The organism is Aeromonas dhakensis, from assembly GCF_002285935.1.
Classification (GTDB): Bacteria; Pseudomonadota; Gammaproteobacteria; order Enterobacterales; family Aeromonadaceae; genus Aeromonas; species Aeromonas dhakensis.
Genome location: NZ_CP023141.1, coordinates 2,932,885 through 2,948,243 on the forward strand (window position 1 = coordinate 2,932,885; position 15,359 = coordinate 2,948,243).

General features: G+C 44.3%; 10 protein-coding genes. 7 read left to right on the top strand and 3 right to left on the bottom strand.

The genetic code is table 11. The annotated features are described in order from the left end of the window. Window positions 1–196 precede the first annotated feature (196 nt). Both CK627_RS22630 and CK627_RS13790 read right to left on the bottom strand, forming a co-directional pair. The gene (locus CK627_RS22630) at window positions 197–1,369 is read right to left on the bottom strand and encodes a phosphoribosyltransferase-like protein (RefSeq protein WP_157737186.1); all 1,173 of its coding nucleotides are present in this window, start codon (window positions 1,367–1,369) and stop codon (window positions 197–199) included. A gap of 82 nt (window positions 1,370–1,451) precedes the next feature. After that, window positions 1,452–2,459, bottom strand: a complete 1,008-nt coding sequence (locus CK627_RS13790) for a hypothetical protein (protein ID WP_217349747.1) — start codon at window positions 2,457–2,459, stop codon at window positions 1,452–1,454. A gap of 86 nt (window positions 2,460–2,545) precedes the next feature. On the opposite strand from CK627_RS13790, the gene CK627_RS13795 reads away from it, so the two are divergent. The 5 genes from CK627_RS13795 (at window position 2,546) to hyoA (ending at window position 9,895) form a co-directional block, all read left to right on the top strand. Continuing rightward, window positions 2,546–2,776: a helix-turn-helix transcriptional regulator gene (locus CK627_RS13795; RefSeq protein ID WP_033134993.1), complete on the top strand. Its 231-nt coding sequence runs from the start codon at window positions 2,546–2,548 to the stop codon at window positions 2,774–2,776. A 4-nt stretch (window positions 2,777–2,780) separates the two neighbouring features. Then, window positions 2,781–3,644, top strand: coding sequence for a helicase RepA family protein (locus tag CK627_RS13800; RefSeq protein ID WP_095593507.1), 864 nt, complete (start codon window positions 2,781–2,783; stop codon window positions 3,642–3,644). Next, complete coding sequence (locus CK627_RS13805) at window positions 3,631–4,386, top strand: ABC transporter ATPase (RefSeq protein WP_095592637.1); 756 nt, start codon at window positions 3,631–3,633, stop codon at window positions 4,384–4,386. Before CK627_RS13800 ends, CK627_RS13805 begins: the two co-directional genes overlap by 14 nt. A gap of 871 nt (window positions 4,387–5,257) precedes the next feature. Continuing rightward, the gene (locus tag CK627_RS13810) at window positions 5,258–5,449 is read left to right on the top strand and encodes a hypothetical protein (RefSeq protein WP_081959468.1); all 192 of its coding nucleotides are present in this window, start codon (window positions 5,258–5,260) and stop codon (window positions 5,447–5,449) included. Between the two features lie 120 nt (window positions 5,450–5,569). Further along, window positions 5,570–9,895: an NACHT domain-containing antiphage protein HyoA gene (hyoA, locus tag CK627_RS22635; RefSeq protein WP_157737187.1), complete on the top strand. Its 4,326-nt coding sequence runs from the start codon at window positions 5,570–5,572 to the stop codon at window positions 9,893–9,895. 558 nt (window positions 9,896–10,453) lie between these two features. On the opposite strand, the gene CK627_RS22975 is transcribed toward hyoA, so the two are convergent. Next, window positions 10,454–11,995 (bottom strand): ComEC/Rec2 family competence protein, encoded by a 1,542-nt coding sequence (locus tag CK627_RS22975; RefSeq protein WP_217349748.1) that lies wholly within the window; start codon window positions 11,993–11,995, stop codon window positions 10,454–10,456. Window positions 11,996–12,904: 909 nt separating this feature from the next. Between CK627_RS22975 and CK627_RS13825 the strand changes: the two genes are divergently transcribed. Both CK627_RS13825 and CK627_RS22640 read left to right on the top strand, forming a co-directional pair. Beyond that, window positions 12,905–13,177 carry a hypothetical protein gene (locus CK627_RS13825; RefSeq protein ID WP_010633780.1) on the top strand — a complete coding sequence of 91 codons (273 nt, stop codon included), beginning with the start codon at window positions 12,905–12,907 and terminating at the stop codon, window positions 13,175–13,177. A gap of 212 nt (window positions 13,178–13,389) precedes the next feature. Then, window positions 13,390–15,261, top strand: coding sequence for a hypothetical protein (locus tag CK627_RS22640; protein WP_157737188.1), 1,872 nt, complete (start codon window positions 13,390–13,392; stop codon window positions 15,259–15,261). The last annotated feature ends 98 nt before the right edge of the window (window positions 15,262–15,359 follow it).

Here is a 15,359-nt window from a genome sequence, read left to right on the forward strand (position 1 = left end):
CCGTGAGTAAGATGAAGGATTAGCTGCGTATGAAAGCTTTTCATTTTCCACTGTGCAAGCATAAATACTTGCACAAGGCACACATTTTATAGCGTGCAAGCCCAAGATTGCTGATGAGCTTAGATCCTCTCTAACGAGAAGGTTGACTGTAAACCAGCCAACTAACACTAGCACAAAGACTTTAGAGTCTCGCTCATTACCTAGGGTAATAAAAATTAACGCTTTTTGCAAGAACTGTTTCTAGATGTGTTTTTGTGGCCAGTTCAGCTTTGCCATCATCTGTAATTTTTAAAACATTGTTATTATTCGATATGAAATCATAATCCTCACATAGCGTGCAGACCGTTTGTATATAAGCATGACTTTTATTCATGATGTTTGCTAACGAATTTCTGTTGTTAATTCCACTTTCAATTAAAGTTAGCAGTGATAAAATGTCATGTTTTGGTGATGACTGCGATTTGATTTTTGTAACATCATGCTTAAATTGGCTTGTTATTGTCCTGAAAGGAAATAGAGCGTGCCATTGATTTACCTTTAAGTTTAAACTCTTACTTGGGCGATAATTGTTTTTTACTTGATAGTGTAGAATAGAAGGTAGATTATTTGGTGCAGAATGAGTGAATACAACCCGTACGGCACAATCTTTATACCCTAATGGATATCTAACTTGTTTGTGCGCATAAGCTTTGCATAAAGAAATGATATCTTTGTTATTAGGTAGTTCGTGTATTGATGGTGCATGATGTATGATGTGAAGAGAAATGTTATTCCTTCCATTTATTCTTTTGAGTACAACTTTTTTACCATTTTGTGTGGCCATGAAGCTGACAATATGGATTTTCAGAAACCCATACGAAACCCAGCTGTTGATGGTTTTGTTTTTTAATAATGCGTTCAAATATTTTACAACACGGTCGCCGGACCCGATTAAATCATCCAACAGAAACAAATGCTTAAACCTATGTTGTTTCATAAACTCAATGGATGGGGCAATCTGTCTATTTTCACCATCTATATTTACTCTAAGTTGGCGATATTTATTTGGTTTTGAACGATTAAGGTTGGTATATAAGTTACTGATAAAGGCTTCACTACCTAAAGACTCCTGTGATGCCTGCAGTAGTGGGGAGACGTTTGGGTTTTCTTCATTATAGATAGACTCTTGAGTTGTAACCTCTCTTATAGGGAGTAGTGCTGAACACTCAGTGTCATTATCAGCAATCTCCTCTATAAATAACTTTAGATCTTCAATCATATCCTCAGTAGTTATAATGTGCAAACTATCTAGGAGTGAAGATGCGATTCTTCTATGTTCAGGTAAGAATTGTAACAACCATTTTTGGGTGGATTTTACTTTGGAGAGCATTTCATATCCTGATTATGGTTTTGAATGAATTAAAGTCATTAATTGTAAAGTGCATTTGGCTGTTAAATATATAATAAAGAGTTTATTGTTTGTTAATGCATGTTTTATTCTCTATTCGGAACATGTCATGAATAGATAGTAAGGTCTTAGATATTGCTTGACGTGTCATTAAACGCCTTTTTGAATTTAACACTTTTAACCCGATTTCAGTTTGATTGAACCCTAATTTCCTAAGGGCAAGTATTCTTTTTTTTGTATCCGATAATCTTGAATCTACCATTCTACGAGCTAGGTTACGTAATTCGGCTTCATCTGCAGACTGCAAGGTTAATCTCAGCATCAATTGGAAAAAATAATTATCTATCAGTTCATCGCCTGATAGTGCGTTAGGTCTGGAACGGTTGGCGCACTGATGAGTCAGCCTGGTAAGTTCGATATTAAATTGTGTTAGGGAGCGTTTTGCCTGTCTATATAAAGGATTCCACTCGCCAGTTACCAACTTGGGTCGGTGCTTGCTGCAATACTGGTGACTGAGCTCTAATTTCTTGTGATCTTCGAGTTCGGTATTATTGATCCGGTTTTCCTCCACCGTTGCCATAAAGGTGGCAAACTCAGTCATATTCCCGCAGAATTCGCAAAATCCATGTTTTCGTTGCTTATTCAGGTTGACACCTTTTTGGGAGGTAGACCTTTTGGGAGATTTGCATGCACAGCACCAAACTAATCCAATCAAAGATTCAAGCGTAGCGACAAAGCACATGTCTCTCGTCGTTTGCTGGTCTTCAGTTTTGATGAACTGTCGCAATAACTGACGTTGCATACGAACCATGGCCTCTAGCCCCACCAGTCTGACAATTTCACTGAAAGGTACACCGACCGCCGCACCAGGAAGATACCCTGTGTAGTTTGCTGGAAGAGTCTTTATGTAGCTATTTACAGCTTGGTCGAGGACTTCCTTGATCAAGCGAAGGATGGGGTAGCGGCGTGATGAAAGCGAGTATGGCAGCCAGAGTTCTTCAAACTGCTGGATGGCAGCCGAAATGTGATGATCGCAGTTTTCCCAGATGACTATCTTTGGTGCTTTTTTCATGTCAACCATTTTAGCCAATTAATACGCTTACTCAAGTTGTATTGCTTGGCACTATCAAGCCTTCACTAGTTGCTGGAGGAAAACACATGCAAACAATGGCATTCAAGACCCTGATTAATAGAAAAGCACTTTTGGACATGATCCCACTTTCTGCGCGAACAATTTACAACATGGAGCTGCGGGGAGAATTCCCGCGCCGTATTGCCCTGACAAGCAGAAATGTTGCTTGGGATCTATCGGAAGTCGAAAAATGGATTGAAGAGCGTAAGTCTTCAGGATTCCATGCTTCACGCCCCGGCCAGACTATTGGAGGTTAATAGCATGGCCCTCGATCTCATGGCCGCTTTTACTGAGCTGCCGCCGCCTATTGATTACGTCCTACCGAATATGGTTGCGGGAACTGTAGGCGCAATTGTTTCACCTGGTGGGGCGGGTAAGTCCATGTTGGCCTTACAGCTTGCGACACAGATTGCTGGAGGCCCAGATCTACTGAAGATCGGTGAATTCCTGACAGGGGCTGTGGCTTATCTGCCAGCTGAAGATCCGACCGCCACGATTCATCATCGGTTACATGTATTGGGTGCACATCTCACGCTTACAGAGCAGCAGGCGGTAGCTGATGGATTACTGATTGAGCCGCTGATTGGTCGGTGTCCTGACATTATGTCTTCGGCGTGGTTCGACGGACTTATACAGGTTGCTGATGGCCGACGTCTGCTGATTCTGGATACTCTGCGGCGCTTCCATATCGAGGAGGAGAACGCCAGTGGGCCAATGTCGCAGGTGATTGGCAGGATGGAGGCCATCGCTGTCGAAACGGGCTGCGCTATCGTATTTCTCCATCATTCCAGCAAGGGGGCGACCATGATGGGGGTTGGTGATCAACAGCAGGCCAGCCGTGGTTCATCTGTATTGGTCGATAACATCCGTTGGCAATCCTACCTTTCGGGGATGACGCCAAAGGAAGCCGAAGAGTTGGGGGTCAACGACGGCCAACGAGGTTACTTCGTCCGCTTTGGCGTCAGCAAAGCCAACTATGGAGCACCTTTTCCCGAACGTTGGCTGCGCCGACATGAGGGGGGCGTACTCAAGCCGGCTGTGTTGGAGAGACGGCGTAAAACTAAAGAAGTATTGCCGTTCAAGAAATCGGAAATTGCTCTGGAGGGCGCTGATGACAATTGGTAACAAGGTCGTTCCAACCAGTACCAGTGCGCAGGCACGAGTGATGATCTACCAGGCGACTCAACGCCCGAGTATGAGGGAGGCAAATTGGATGAAGACATCCTTTGGCCGTTGTTCTATTCAGGGGAGGTTAGGCCAGCGGCACGCAGATGTTGTTGAGGCAATCTTGTATTGTGCCGAACGTCGCCGCGATGTGTCCGATGGTGGTGTCGAACTTCTGGTAGACCCTGCCAAAGTGCGGAAAACGCTGTCAGACAGCCGGTATAGCCTCTTCCAGCTTGAGAAATTACTGACTGAGCTGCGAGCAGCAACCGTAACTATTGAAACGTCACAGTTCGATTTTCCAATAATCGGTGGTTTGATAGATCATGTTATCCCTTCACCGATGACACGCCTTGATCCCCTGACGGGAGGGGAGCGGAACTTATGGAGAGTTCGGCTTGGTATTGCACTGGTCATGCTATTGGAGCACGACCTAAGCCTATACTACGATCCGGCCCCCATTGCCCGTTTGCGGCACGGTATTAGCCAAGCTATTGCTCGCCATATATTGACCCACAAGCATGATCCTACCGGAGGATGGCATGTTGACACCCTGATTCGCGCAGTGTGTGGTGAAAATCTTAATAGTCAAAAGATACGAAATGAGCGTCATAGGCTCAGGGAAGATGCGGAAAAATTGCATGCAGTTGGGATAACGATAGATGCTGAAAATAGGATAAAGCGTCTCATCCCTGCCCGATAGCGTTTCACACCCGCCCGATAGCGTTTCGCACCCGCCCGATGGCGTTTCATACCCGCCCGATGGCGTTTCACACCCGCCCGATTTTTTACTGTTTTGGCAGGATATTCAGGATATCTCAGGATCTTCAGGCGGTGTAACCGTCTGCTTTATGCGGACGGTTACACCTTGCTTGACTGCGCAATCGGCCAGAGGCCGAGGATTGAACGCCAGGAAAGGATCTAGCCCTGAAAGCTGACTGAGGGGAGATCGTAGGAAAGTGCATGGAAAGTATGTGTAAAGTTATTGGGTTTAGCTAAGTAAAGTATATGAATTTTCTTGATAATATACTGTTTTATATGGCTTTTTATCTGTTTGCATATCTTTTCCTGGCGTAAGTACATTACTTAATCCTATGTATGACGATAACAGCCCTTTCCTATTGGGGATCCCCGAGAGATACAAGGCTGATCTGAGGGCAGGATGTGTGAAGTTAGCTAACCGGCAAGCCGGTTAACTCTCTTCACTGTCCCTTATTCGCACCTGCGGCGCTCAACGTACATCCTGCCCTGCAGGGCTTGCCAGTTACGCGGGTGATCAGAAGTCCTGTTTAGTCGGGCAATCGTTCCGTCTACGCGCCAACTCTGTCCGCATCTTGGCTGATGATTCGGCCATATCCCGCCGAAGCTCTGCGAGCTCATGGACTGTCAGTCTTCGAGCTCCTTCATCTATGGTGTTAGTTTCGAGTTGCGACACTTGATTTGTACCGGTCCCAGATCCTATGGGTTTGTTCTTATCCATGCGTTACATCCACATCGTTCGTACAAGAAATAGATGTTGTTCAATGTACGCAAAACGCAGTACATTTTCACTACTGATTTAACGGTATATAGTCATGTCACACCTGAATAAAAATGAAACTCTTTCGATTCGTACATCAACCGAAATAAAACACCTTTTACGGTTAGCCGCTGCACGTGAACGACGTTCTGTGACATCAATGATTGAAATTTTAGTCTTAGAGTATGCCAAAGCACATGGAATAAGGCTGGAACTCTTATCGAACGATGGAGAAGAATATTTTTGATGAAGGTGCTTGGCGCGCAAAATATCAGAGCTCTGGACAATCAAAATCATCGGGAGGAAATGAATTGTTAAGAAATGGTTCGATTTTTGTAAGGGTTAGGCGTTCTCGAGGTATGTCGATATGATGTTCGAACCAGTAAAGATTAATCGCTTTTTTTCTCTAGTTAACCAATCAGTTGCTGACTCGGACGAGCAAGAGTTGAGTGCTATTTGGGGTGACCCGAAACGAACTGGATGGCAGGAACTTGAGAAAGAGTTTCGCTGCGTTATCCTGGCTGAAGCAGGAGCGGGGAAGAGTTTCGAAATGGAAGCTCGTGCAAAGTATGCAACGGCATTAGGCCGTGCAGCATTCTTCATCCGGATTGAGGATATAGAGAGTGGCTTTGAGAATGCGTTCGAAGTTGGTAGCGCAGGGAGTTTTGAGAGTTGGTTGAATTCGCAAAAGGAAGCTTGGTTCTTCCTTGACTCCGTAGATGAGGCTAGATTGGATAGTCCGCGTGCTTTTGAGAAAGCAATAAGATGTTTTGCTGCACGGATTAAACAATCTGAACAACGCGCACATATTTTCATTTCCAGTCGTCCTTATGCATGGCGTTCTCGTTCTGATCGAGAGCTGGTAGAGCGATATCTGCCCTTTACGAAGCCAAAGCTGGAAAACATAGGCGATATAGAGGTTGTGCCCAACGAAGTCGATGAAGCTGCTGAGTCTGATAGTGCTCTGCGTGTGTACCTGCTCGAGCCACTCGATGAGAGTGGAATTCGTTGTTTCGCTGAGCGTCGAGGAACACCACAGATAGATAAATTGATTCTCGAATTGCAGCGAGCCAATTTGATGTCAATGGCTGCACGGCCCTTTGATCTTGAAGGTGTATTGGCAAAATGGACATCCGACCAAACACTCAATGGACGACTCGAGTTGCTACAGCACAATATCGAGTTGCGTTTGAACGAAATTGATCCAGACCGTGCGCAACGGCAGCCGCTCAACCGAGAAAAAGCGAGGCGTGGGGCACGTATTCTTGCTGCAGCTGTCATCCTGACCGGTGAGCCTGGTATTCGTGTACCAGATTCGACTCAGTCATACAAAGGTGTCGATGCGGAAGCTATCTTGGGGGATTGGGAGCCAGCAGAGGTCAAAGCACTACTTGAACGCGGAATCTTTAATGATGTGCTTTATGGCATCGTGCGGTTTAGACACAGGGAAGTACGAGAGCTTCTTGCTGCAGAATGGTTTGATGAGCAATTAAAAAAAGGTTCGTCACGGTATTCCACGGAGGCTTTATTCATTAGGGAGAAATATGGGCATTCTATTATCACACCTCGCTTGAGATCAATATTGTCATGGCTGGTCTTGTTGGACAATGAAATACGAAACAAAGCATTGAATATCGGGCCTGAGGTGGCTGTGGAAGGAGGGGATGCGTCTTATCTCCCATTCGTTGAACGTCAATCTATATTAAACGATATTGTCACGAGGATTGCTGAGGACCAAGATGATCATTCTGCCCGCGATAATCGTGCGATAGCTCGCATTGCCCAGCCTGACCTGAGCGGCGATGCTCTCAAGCTTATTACGGAGCATCGAGACAACGACGACGCAATTTTCTTTTTGGGCAGATTGGTTTGGCAAGGAGATATGACAGCATGTGTGCCTATGCTGTCCGAGCTTGCCATTGAGCCTGATAGAGGCATTTACGCACGAATCGCCTCGATACGGGCGGTGATGATGTGTGGAACCAAGCAGCAAAGGGATTACTTGTGGAATCAGATGACTTTATCAGTCCAGATCCTGCCACGTCAGTTATTAGCTGAACTCTTGGAAAACACAGATGCAGACGCCATTTCGGTAGATTTTCTGCTCAAAATAATTGATAAGATAGAAGACTATGAGCGATACAATAATACGGGACTTACTCGTGCGTTGTATGATTTTATCGACCGTTTACCGGTATATGGCGACATAGATGTTTTGGAGCCTTTAGGGATATTAGTCAGCGGTCTGAATGATTATCTCGACCGACCTCCTTATATAGAGCAACGAGAATGCCACGTTTCGGAAGAGTTTGCATGGTTGATCGGACCTGCCTCCTATGCTGTTGAGCGATTGGTTTCCGAGCGCTTGGAGATAGCTTTTTCTTCGCAAGTGCTATCGATTATGTTGAAAGCACCCGCAGCTCGGTTCTGGCGGGGTGAGGATTATGATGAGTTTAAAACTCACCTCCATGAGGTTATTCCAACTTGGGTGGACTTGAATGACGCCTTGTTCTGGCGGAGTGTTGAAGACACCCGTGACAGACTTGAAATAAAAAAATCCGAGCGCTTGATTGATTGTTGGTCTTTGCAATGGATTGAACATTATTGGCGTTTTGGACCTGAACGGTTTCACGATGTGCTGGGTTTTATTACTACTCGTGATTTTCAGGACGATAAATTAGTTGCTTTGTCACTTGCTCTTCAACTATTTAGTCAAGTTGACCAGCCTGACAATTGGCTGCATGAGATTAAAAGAGTTATTAGTGGAAACGCTGATCTGGAAGAAAGTCTTAATACGTTTTTAAACCCTGTGAAGCATCAAAGTGTTCTAGATATTGAAAATATGCGGGAATTGCAAGATGAGAGGCGAAAAAAAGAAGAGGAAAAACAAGCACGCGATCGCGCTGAGTGGGTCGAGTCTTTAAAATTGGATCCAGATATCATCCGTTATCCACCTGGACTAGAGCTAGGCGATTTAAGTAAAAATCAATATTGGCTGTTAAATATAGTCCAAGGTGAAGGAGTTAGAACAAGTCGAGATGGTGGGGCTAACTGGAATTTGTTGATCCCTGAGTTTGGCGAAGAGGTCGCGATAGCCTACAGGGATGCAGCGATAACACATTGGAGAAACTTCACCCCAGGTCTCCGATCTGAAGGACATGACACCAGTTCAATTCCATATTCGTTGATGTTTGCGATGGCTGGCCTTGAGATTGAGGCGAGAGAGATAATGGGCTTTCCTTCAAAGTTAACTGAAGCAGAAATAAAACACGCACTAAGGTACTTTGTTTGGGAACTTAATGGTTTTCCTAGTTGGCTAGAACAATTTTATCGACTTTATCCAAAACAGGTTCTGGAAGCAATCCTTGTAGAATTGCAATGGGAACTAGCGCATACTGAAGATAGTCAGTCCATGCACTATATTCTGCATGATTTGGTATACTACGCCTCTTGGTTACATCAATATTTAGCACCATCCATTATTACTTGGATTGAGCAACACGATATCCTGAGCACCGCTAAGTTACTTTATAGTATTGATATTATAATGAGCGGAAATATAGATGATGCAACTCTTTCTAAGCTAGCTAGATCAAAAATTTACACTGGTGAACTAAAAGAGCAAGTATCACTGTGGTTTGCTCTATGGGTAGATATTAATGCTGAAGACGCGATACCCTCTGTCGAGAAATGGTTATCTAGTCTCCCAGAGAAAGAAGCATCTCATGAGGCACAACTATTTATAACTAACTTGATGGGGACGCGACAAACTTCAAGAATTAGAGTCAGCCGCTTTTCCTTCCGCAATGTCAAACATCTCAAGGCACTTTACGTTCTTATGCATCGATACATTCGAGCACAGGATGATATCGATCGTGCGGGTAAGGGCGTCTACTCACCAGGGCTGCGTGACGATGCACAAGATGGCCGAGATACCCTATTTAGGTTGTTATCCGAAATACCTGGTAAGGAGACATATGTTGCTCTGACAGAATTAGCGAAGGATCATCCGGATGCCAACTATCGCCCTTGGATGCAGAAGCTCGCTTACAAGCGTGCTGAAGAAGATGCTGATCTAGAACCGTGGTCGGCACAACAAGTAAGGGATTATGACCGATCTCAAGTGAGAACTCCAACGACACATGCGCAGCTTTTCGATCTCGCCGTTGACCGTTTGATTGATTTGAAAGCTTGGATCGAACGTGGCAATGATAGTCCCTACCAAACTTGGCAGAGGGTTGACGGAGAAACCGAGATGCGAAACTTAGTGGCAGGTTGGCTTAACGGTAAGTCTTTGGGGCGATATAGCTGCGCTCAAGAAAATGAGTTTCCAAATAGACAGAGACCTGATATTTGGTTACAGAGTCCGCAGGTGAACTCTGCTGTCCCAATTGAGTTGAAGCTTCTTGATAAAGGTTGGTCTGGCCCAGCACTCTGTGAGCGACTGCGAAATCAGCTTGTCGGGGACTATCTACGTGAAGAAACAGCAGGTTGTGGTGTCATGCTTTTGATTTGGCAGGGGAAGTCTAGTCAATTGAACTGGCAGATTGATGACAAACTAGTTACACTCCAAAATTTGGCTGAAGCACTAGAGTCTTATTGGCTGACTATCGCTAACAATTATCCTAGAGTTGTCGCTATTAAAGTGATAACGATCGACCTTACAGTTAGAAGTATGAAGTCGAAACATTGAACGGTAATTAGTTTGTTTTTTTGATGGCAGGGAATATTTTCCTTTTGAAAAAAAATTAATAAATGGCACTAAAGATACGATAGTTTTTAATTTCAATGGGCATCTAACTAGGTGTCACCAAAATGGTGGCACCAATACCACGGTCGTATGCATTATCCAACTGGCTGTCCATTCGGGTTTTGTTTGGTGGCGTAATTTGAGTGATTTGTCATCTTTTTTCGGTTGAAAACTCTGACTGTTCAGCAGCATTTGCGGGCATTGGTGACTTGACGCCAAATGTCTCTGCTTGGCAGGAAGTTGACTTTTATCAGGCCACGTCCTACGCCAGAAACAGACCTGCAGACATCTGCGATTAGTGTCACCGGTGGTTGGCAATAGCGCATATTCCTGTGATGTTGTTCAAGTGTTGATGCACAGTCTGTCGATATGTTGAGCACCAAGTCCAGCAGACTCTCTTTTAGGAGGGGCTGTTGCCCCCCCCTCCTGCGCAAATGCAATTCATGCTTAGAGAAACTACCAAGGTCGTTAGCCGTCGATAGACACATATTTGGACTACCTCTAAACCTGTATTGGCGTTGTGGTGCACTGCTTTCCAGTACACGGGGGATTGAATGCTATGGGCAGCTTGCTCCAGCCCACAAGGATACCGCCAAGATTCTTGCCGACAACTCCAGCAGTAGTATGTTGCGCGGTAGCTCTGACTTCATCGTAGAAGGCCGGTATCGTCTCAGCCGGAGCAGGCATGTGCCATGAGCCATGAACCCATCCAGCCCTTATGTGTAGTGACGCTGCGTTTTGTGTCGGGTGGCGTACCCCTGTCGACCCGTGTGCATTGTCGGGGCCGAACGAGTAGAGCAGGCGGCAGTACCGGTGCACTCCGCGGAATGGATTTGGTGCAGCGGCCCCTCCATTAAGATTTGCTCCATGATGAGGGACTACCACAGCAATAGGGTTCGTAGGCGCTAATGAGGGGGCAATATGCATATAGTTGCAGTCGCCAGTTAGTAGCCAGGTTCTACTAGGTTTTAAATTTTGGTTCTCCACTACGGCAACAATTCCGGAGTTATTTCTGTTACTTCCGGTGCCAAGTGCCAATCGGAGGCTTTTTTTATTGGGGAGTGCGACCGTAGCAACAGTTCTTGGGCGCGGATTGTAGATGAAGAGTCTACCACCTTGGGCAATGATGTCATTTGCAAAGGCAATGTGGAGTGGCCCGACGGTTTGTAGCGGTGCAATCCATGTACGCAAAAGCGCGGGATAAGTTGGCGGAGTACTGACTCCAGTCGCGAACGCACCAGCCCAATGATCTGCATCCCAGTGTGACAGTATAATTGGCGGGCAGAGTGTAAAGCAGAAAAGCAGGGGCGCCGGTGTCGTGTGTTTGTTACGGTATACCCCAGCACCAAGGTCAAAGTAGAGTGATGGTAGCGGATGACAAAAGGTTAATGAATTCGACTTGAGTAAAGCGTTTGCGTTTCCCTGCCCGACATCGTAGACAGCGAGCATGTCTGCGTTAGTTTTCTTGAGGGTTTCTTGAAGGTCGGCCTCCGATACCTTTTGAAAATGCTGTAGCGAGAATATTCTTTTCAGTGCATCGGTATGAACAGGTGCCGGCATCATTCCCTTAACAAATGCGCGAACTGGTGGGGCGAATAAGCCCGGATAGATTAGTGCAGGCGTGAAGCCTTTATGGTCGGTTGAAGATACCTCGAACCTAAACCATACGCCCTCCAATGCCTGCGCACCAGTGTTCGTATCTACCCCTTCGTAGTCAGGCAAGAATGAAAGTTCAAATGGATTTGTTCCGGCATCTAATTCTACTTCAATGCGAAATAGTGGGGCGCTTTCAAAGATGCTCGGAGTTCCTGGTGCAGGGGAAACTTGGCGATTCCATGCCGCAGCTGCTTTCCTTGGACTATTGATGTCAAATCGCGGATCTTTTTTTGCTTGGTCGTTCAGCCATGTGATGTCAATTGCATCCACAGCAATCAACACAATGTTGGCCGGAGGTCCTGATGTGACTACATGGTCTACCAGCCCAAAGACACTTGGTGGCAAGTTGATGCGATCGTCAAAGTCCCTTTTGAAATGGCGGTTCATCCGATTCCCTTTTTCAGAATTATTGAGTCATTGAACTATGTCAGACACAGTATGTTATATGTGCTGTACGACGTCATTTGATAGATGTTGACGTGTGTTGACGTGCCGGGCTTGTCGCAGCGAAATCAGCACAGACCGTGCTAGGCAAAGCCCTAGATAACTGCCTCTATTGCGGCAAACGTGAAGTTTACGAACGTCCGGCGACTAGTAAACAGAATAACTTCCAGTAATCCGACATTCGCAAATTACAGGAATCGTCGTATACATGCCTTCCCGTGACATAACTCTGTAAAAACGCAATCAGTCTGGTCAGAATTTTTGAGCTTTGAATGCGAGTTTCCGTCGTTGGTGGACGTGTGAGAACGTATGTCCACCATAAGGTAGGCCACCCATCCGTTATAATGCTGTCCTATCCTTACTATCATGCGTATTTTTTATTATGGTATTTTTCATGGTTTTTAATGGCGTGAGGTTTGCAAAACCTTGTTTCATAATTGATTTTTATTGTTATTGATAATTGAATGGGAATAAGCGGCTAACGCCCTTTCGCCCTTCAAGCATAAAAATGTAAAAAAGACGCCCTTGCGGCGTCTTTTCTTTTTCCAATCGTTTGCGCCTCATTTTTCCTCTCGCTAGCCGCTTTCTTGCCTCCCTGCCTCTGTCAGATATGACAGGGGGTGTTTTATGGATCTCGCACTAGGCTCAGCCATGCCAATTGAGACCGATGCTGTGAGGCGAGGGTCGTGGCAGCAGGGGAGAGTGACGACAGCAACGCCTTTATGTGCACTGTCGACACCGGACATGCCAAATCTGGTATGACCCCCGGTGGAGTCCGGACACCACTTGAATAAACGGGGCGGAACCCGAACAGCCAAACGAGTAGGGACAAGAGATCACGGAGGGTTTGTTATGTCAGAACAAGCAGTGTTGTTGGGCGGATGGACTGCCTACCACAAGCTGAGCGCCAAAGATCAGGCCGTATTCAACCAGGCACTGGAAGGATTTGTCGGGGTGCAGTACACCCCCTTTGAAGTCTCCACCCAGGTCGTCGCCGGCACCAACTACCGTTTCAAATGCAAAACCACGGTGCCGCTGCCCAACCCGATCCACGGGGAAGCCGTGGTGCAGATCTTCCAGTCTCTGGATGGCTCGGCCCATATCACCTCCATCACCCCGATCTGATTGGGTTGCGGAGCAAGGCGGGGAGGGGGATAGCCTCCAGCCAGTTGGCTCTAACAACCAGCAATAAGAAAGGCGCCTTAGGGCGCCTTTCTTATTTTTGATTTATGTCAAATAAATATCCTTGCTATAGATTTAGTTAATAAATGGATAGCATTATACTAGCGCGATAGAATTATTTCGGATTATGAATAAAAATTCATTAAGGGGATGGGATGGAAAATTACCTATATAACTATGAGGCTGAGATAGATGTAATAGTTCACGATTATGAACGGTTTGTCTTACAGACGCATAAATTCCCACATCTAGGGCTTTTTCGACAAGGGAATGCAATCTTCATTGTTATTGAAAATGTCAGTGATAGTGATGTTGAGATACTATCTAAAGATTATAATGATAATTATAGATCCATATGTAATCCTGCACCTCTTATTGTTCCTTGTATAAGGGAAGGTTTTGAAAAAGTTGAATTGCGTGAATCATGGAGGAAAATAAACCAACATGGCTATCCGTATACTTACGCTGAGATAGAAAATGAACTATATATGATGTTGCCAAAGCGATTTCAGCCATTTAGGTTTGATTACAAAATGGCTACAGGGAAATTTAATTTGGAACTTGAGGTGCTCCCCTCTGCTGATGATGTTTTAGAAATAGAAATTATTTTATCTGATTTAGGGTTGGATAATTATGAATTGGTAATAAATGTAAATCCAAACTTAAAGAAAGAGATAATTTCTCATACGATTCGAGAGAGGGAACTTATGGGGGGGATGGATTTTCTTCCACATAATCTAATTATTAAGGCATCAGGTTTGATTGATAGAGAAATGCCTAAGATTATACTCGATAAATATGAGGAGGATGAGGAGTTCTGGGTCGATCAACGTTTGAGTATATTAAGAGAAACAAGTTTCAATCGAAGTGATATTTCACAGTTAGAAGATCTTAATGACAGCAGTTTATGTTTCATAGATGCTACACATCATGACAGAGGAAACTTGAGGACATATCTATCTCTTTATAGAACAGTATTCATATCTCTTCCACAAAAAACTTCTTCAACTAGAAAAAGCTTTTTTGAAATGTTCGAAATAAATGAGTTCGAATTGAAAGTGTTGATAGAGAATGGGCGCCTCAAATTCAGTATCATAGATAATATAGAGCTATACCCTTTAGATTTGATTGCATATATTTTGGATGTAGACCCAAAGGCTATCATTTTTCCAAGAAGCATAACTGCATCGTGTTTACTGAGCATGAGAGATAGAACAGGGCTGTTAGGTTTTTCTTATACAACAGATGAGCAATTCCGATTTTTAAATTCACTTCATCTATCTAATTCAAAAAGTGCATCCGAAATAGCTGGTGCGCTAGCTAATTCTTGGAATGGAATGGAGCGTATAGTTAATCAAAATGGGTTACTATTGATTGGCCATTTGGGTATTGGTGGATTAATAAGTGAAATGTATTTCGGGGAAAAAGGTAGCGATATTCCATTTTTCAGCTCTAGTTACGAAATATCTCAAGGATTAGGTGCCCATTACTTTCCGTATGAGAGTGAAAATGAATCTAGATATGCTAAAGCAGCAGAGCTAGTTGGTTCAATCTATCATGGAGTAAATATGCATGCACCTCAAATAAAAGAAAATAAGCTTAAAGAGTTGCTTAGTAGTATTTATGCTATAAATAACGACATGAGCATTCTTGAGCTTGATAGAGTTTTTTCACACAAAGAGATTCCATTTGCAACTGATATATTAAATGACCTTTCTAAGTTAAGTGAAGAAGAAGTAAACTATAAAATACTTCAACTAAAAGATAGTATTAATAAATTGGAGAAAAACCAACAACGTTTATCTGCATTGGATTTTAGCGGCCTAATTGGTGGGGTTGCAAGTATGTATAGTGGTGAACCTGTTGTTAGTTTGCTTGTTTGGGGGCTAACTGCAACTAATAGATATATAAATTTTACTCAAAGTGATACTGAGCTTTTTGCTCGCCTAGTTGCTATAAACAATAGGGTAAGCAAAGATGTTGTATTGATAAAAAACGCACGCAATAAAATATCTAATATGATGTGATATATATTAATTGCGGGTTTTACAGTTCTGGTTATAACAAGAATCCGTACTGTACAGATCTAGTTATCAACTGACACCGGCCTCAATCCGGTGCTTTG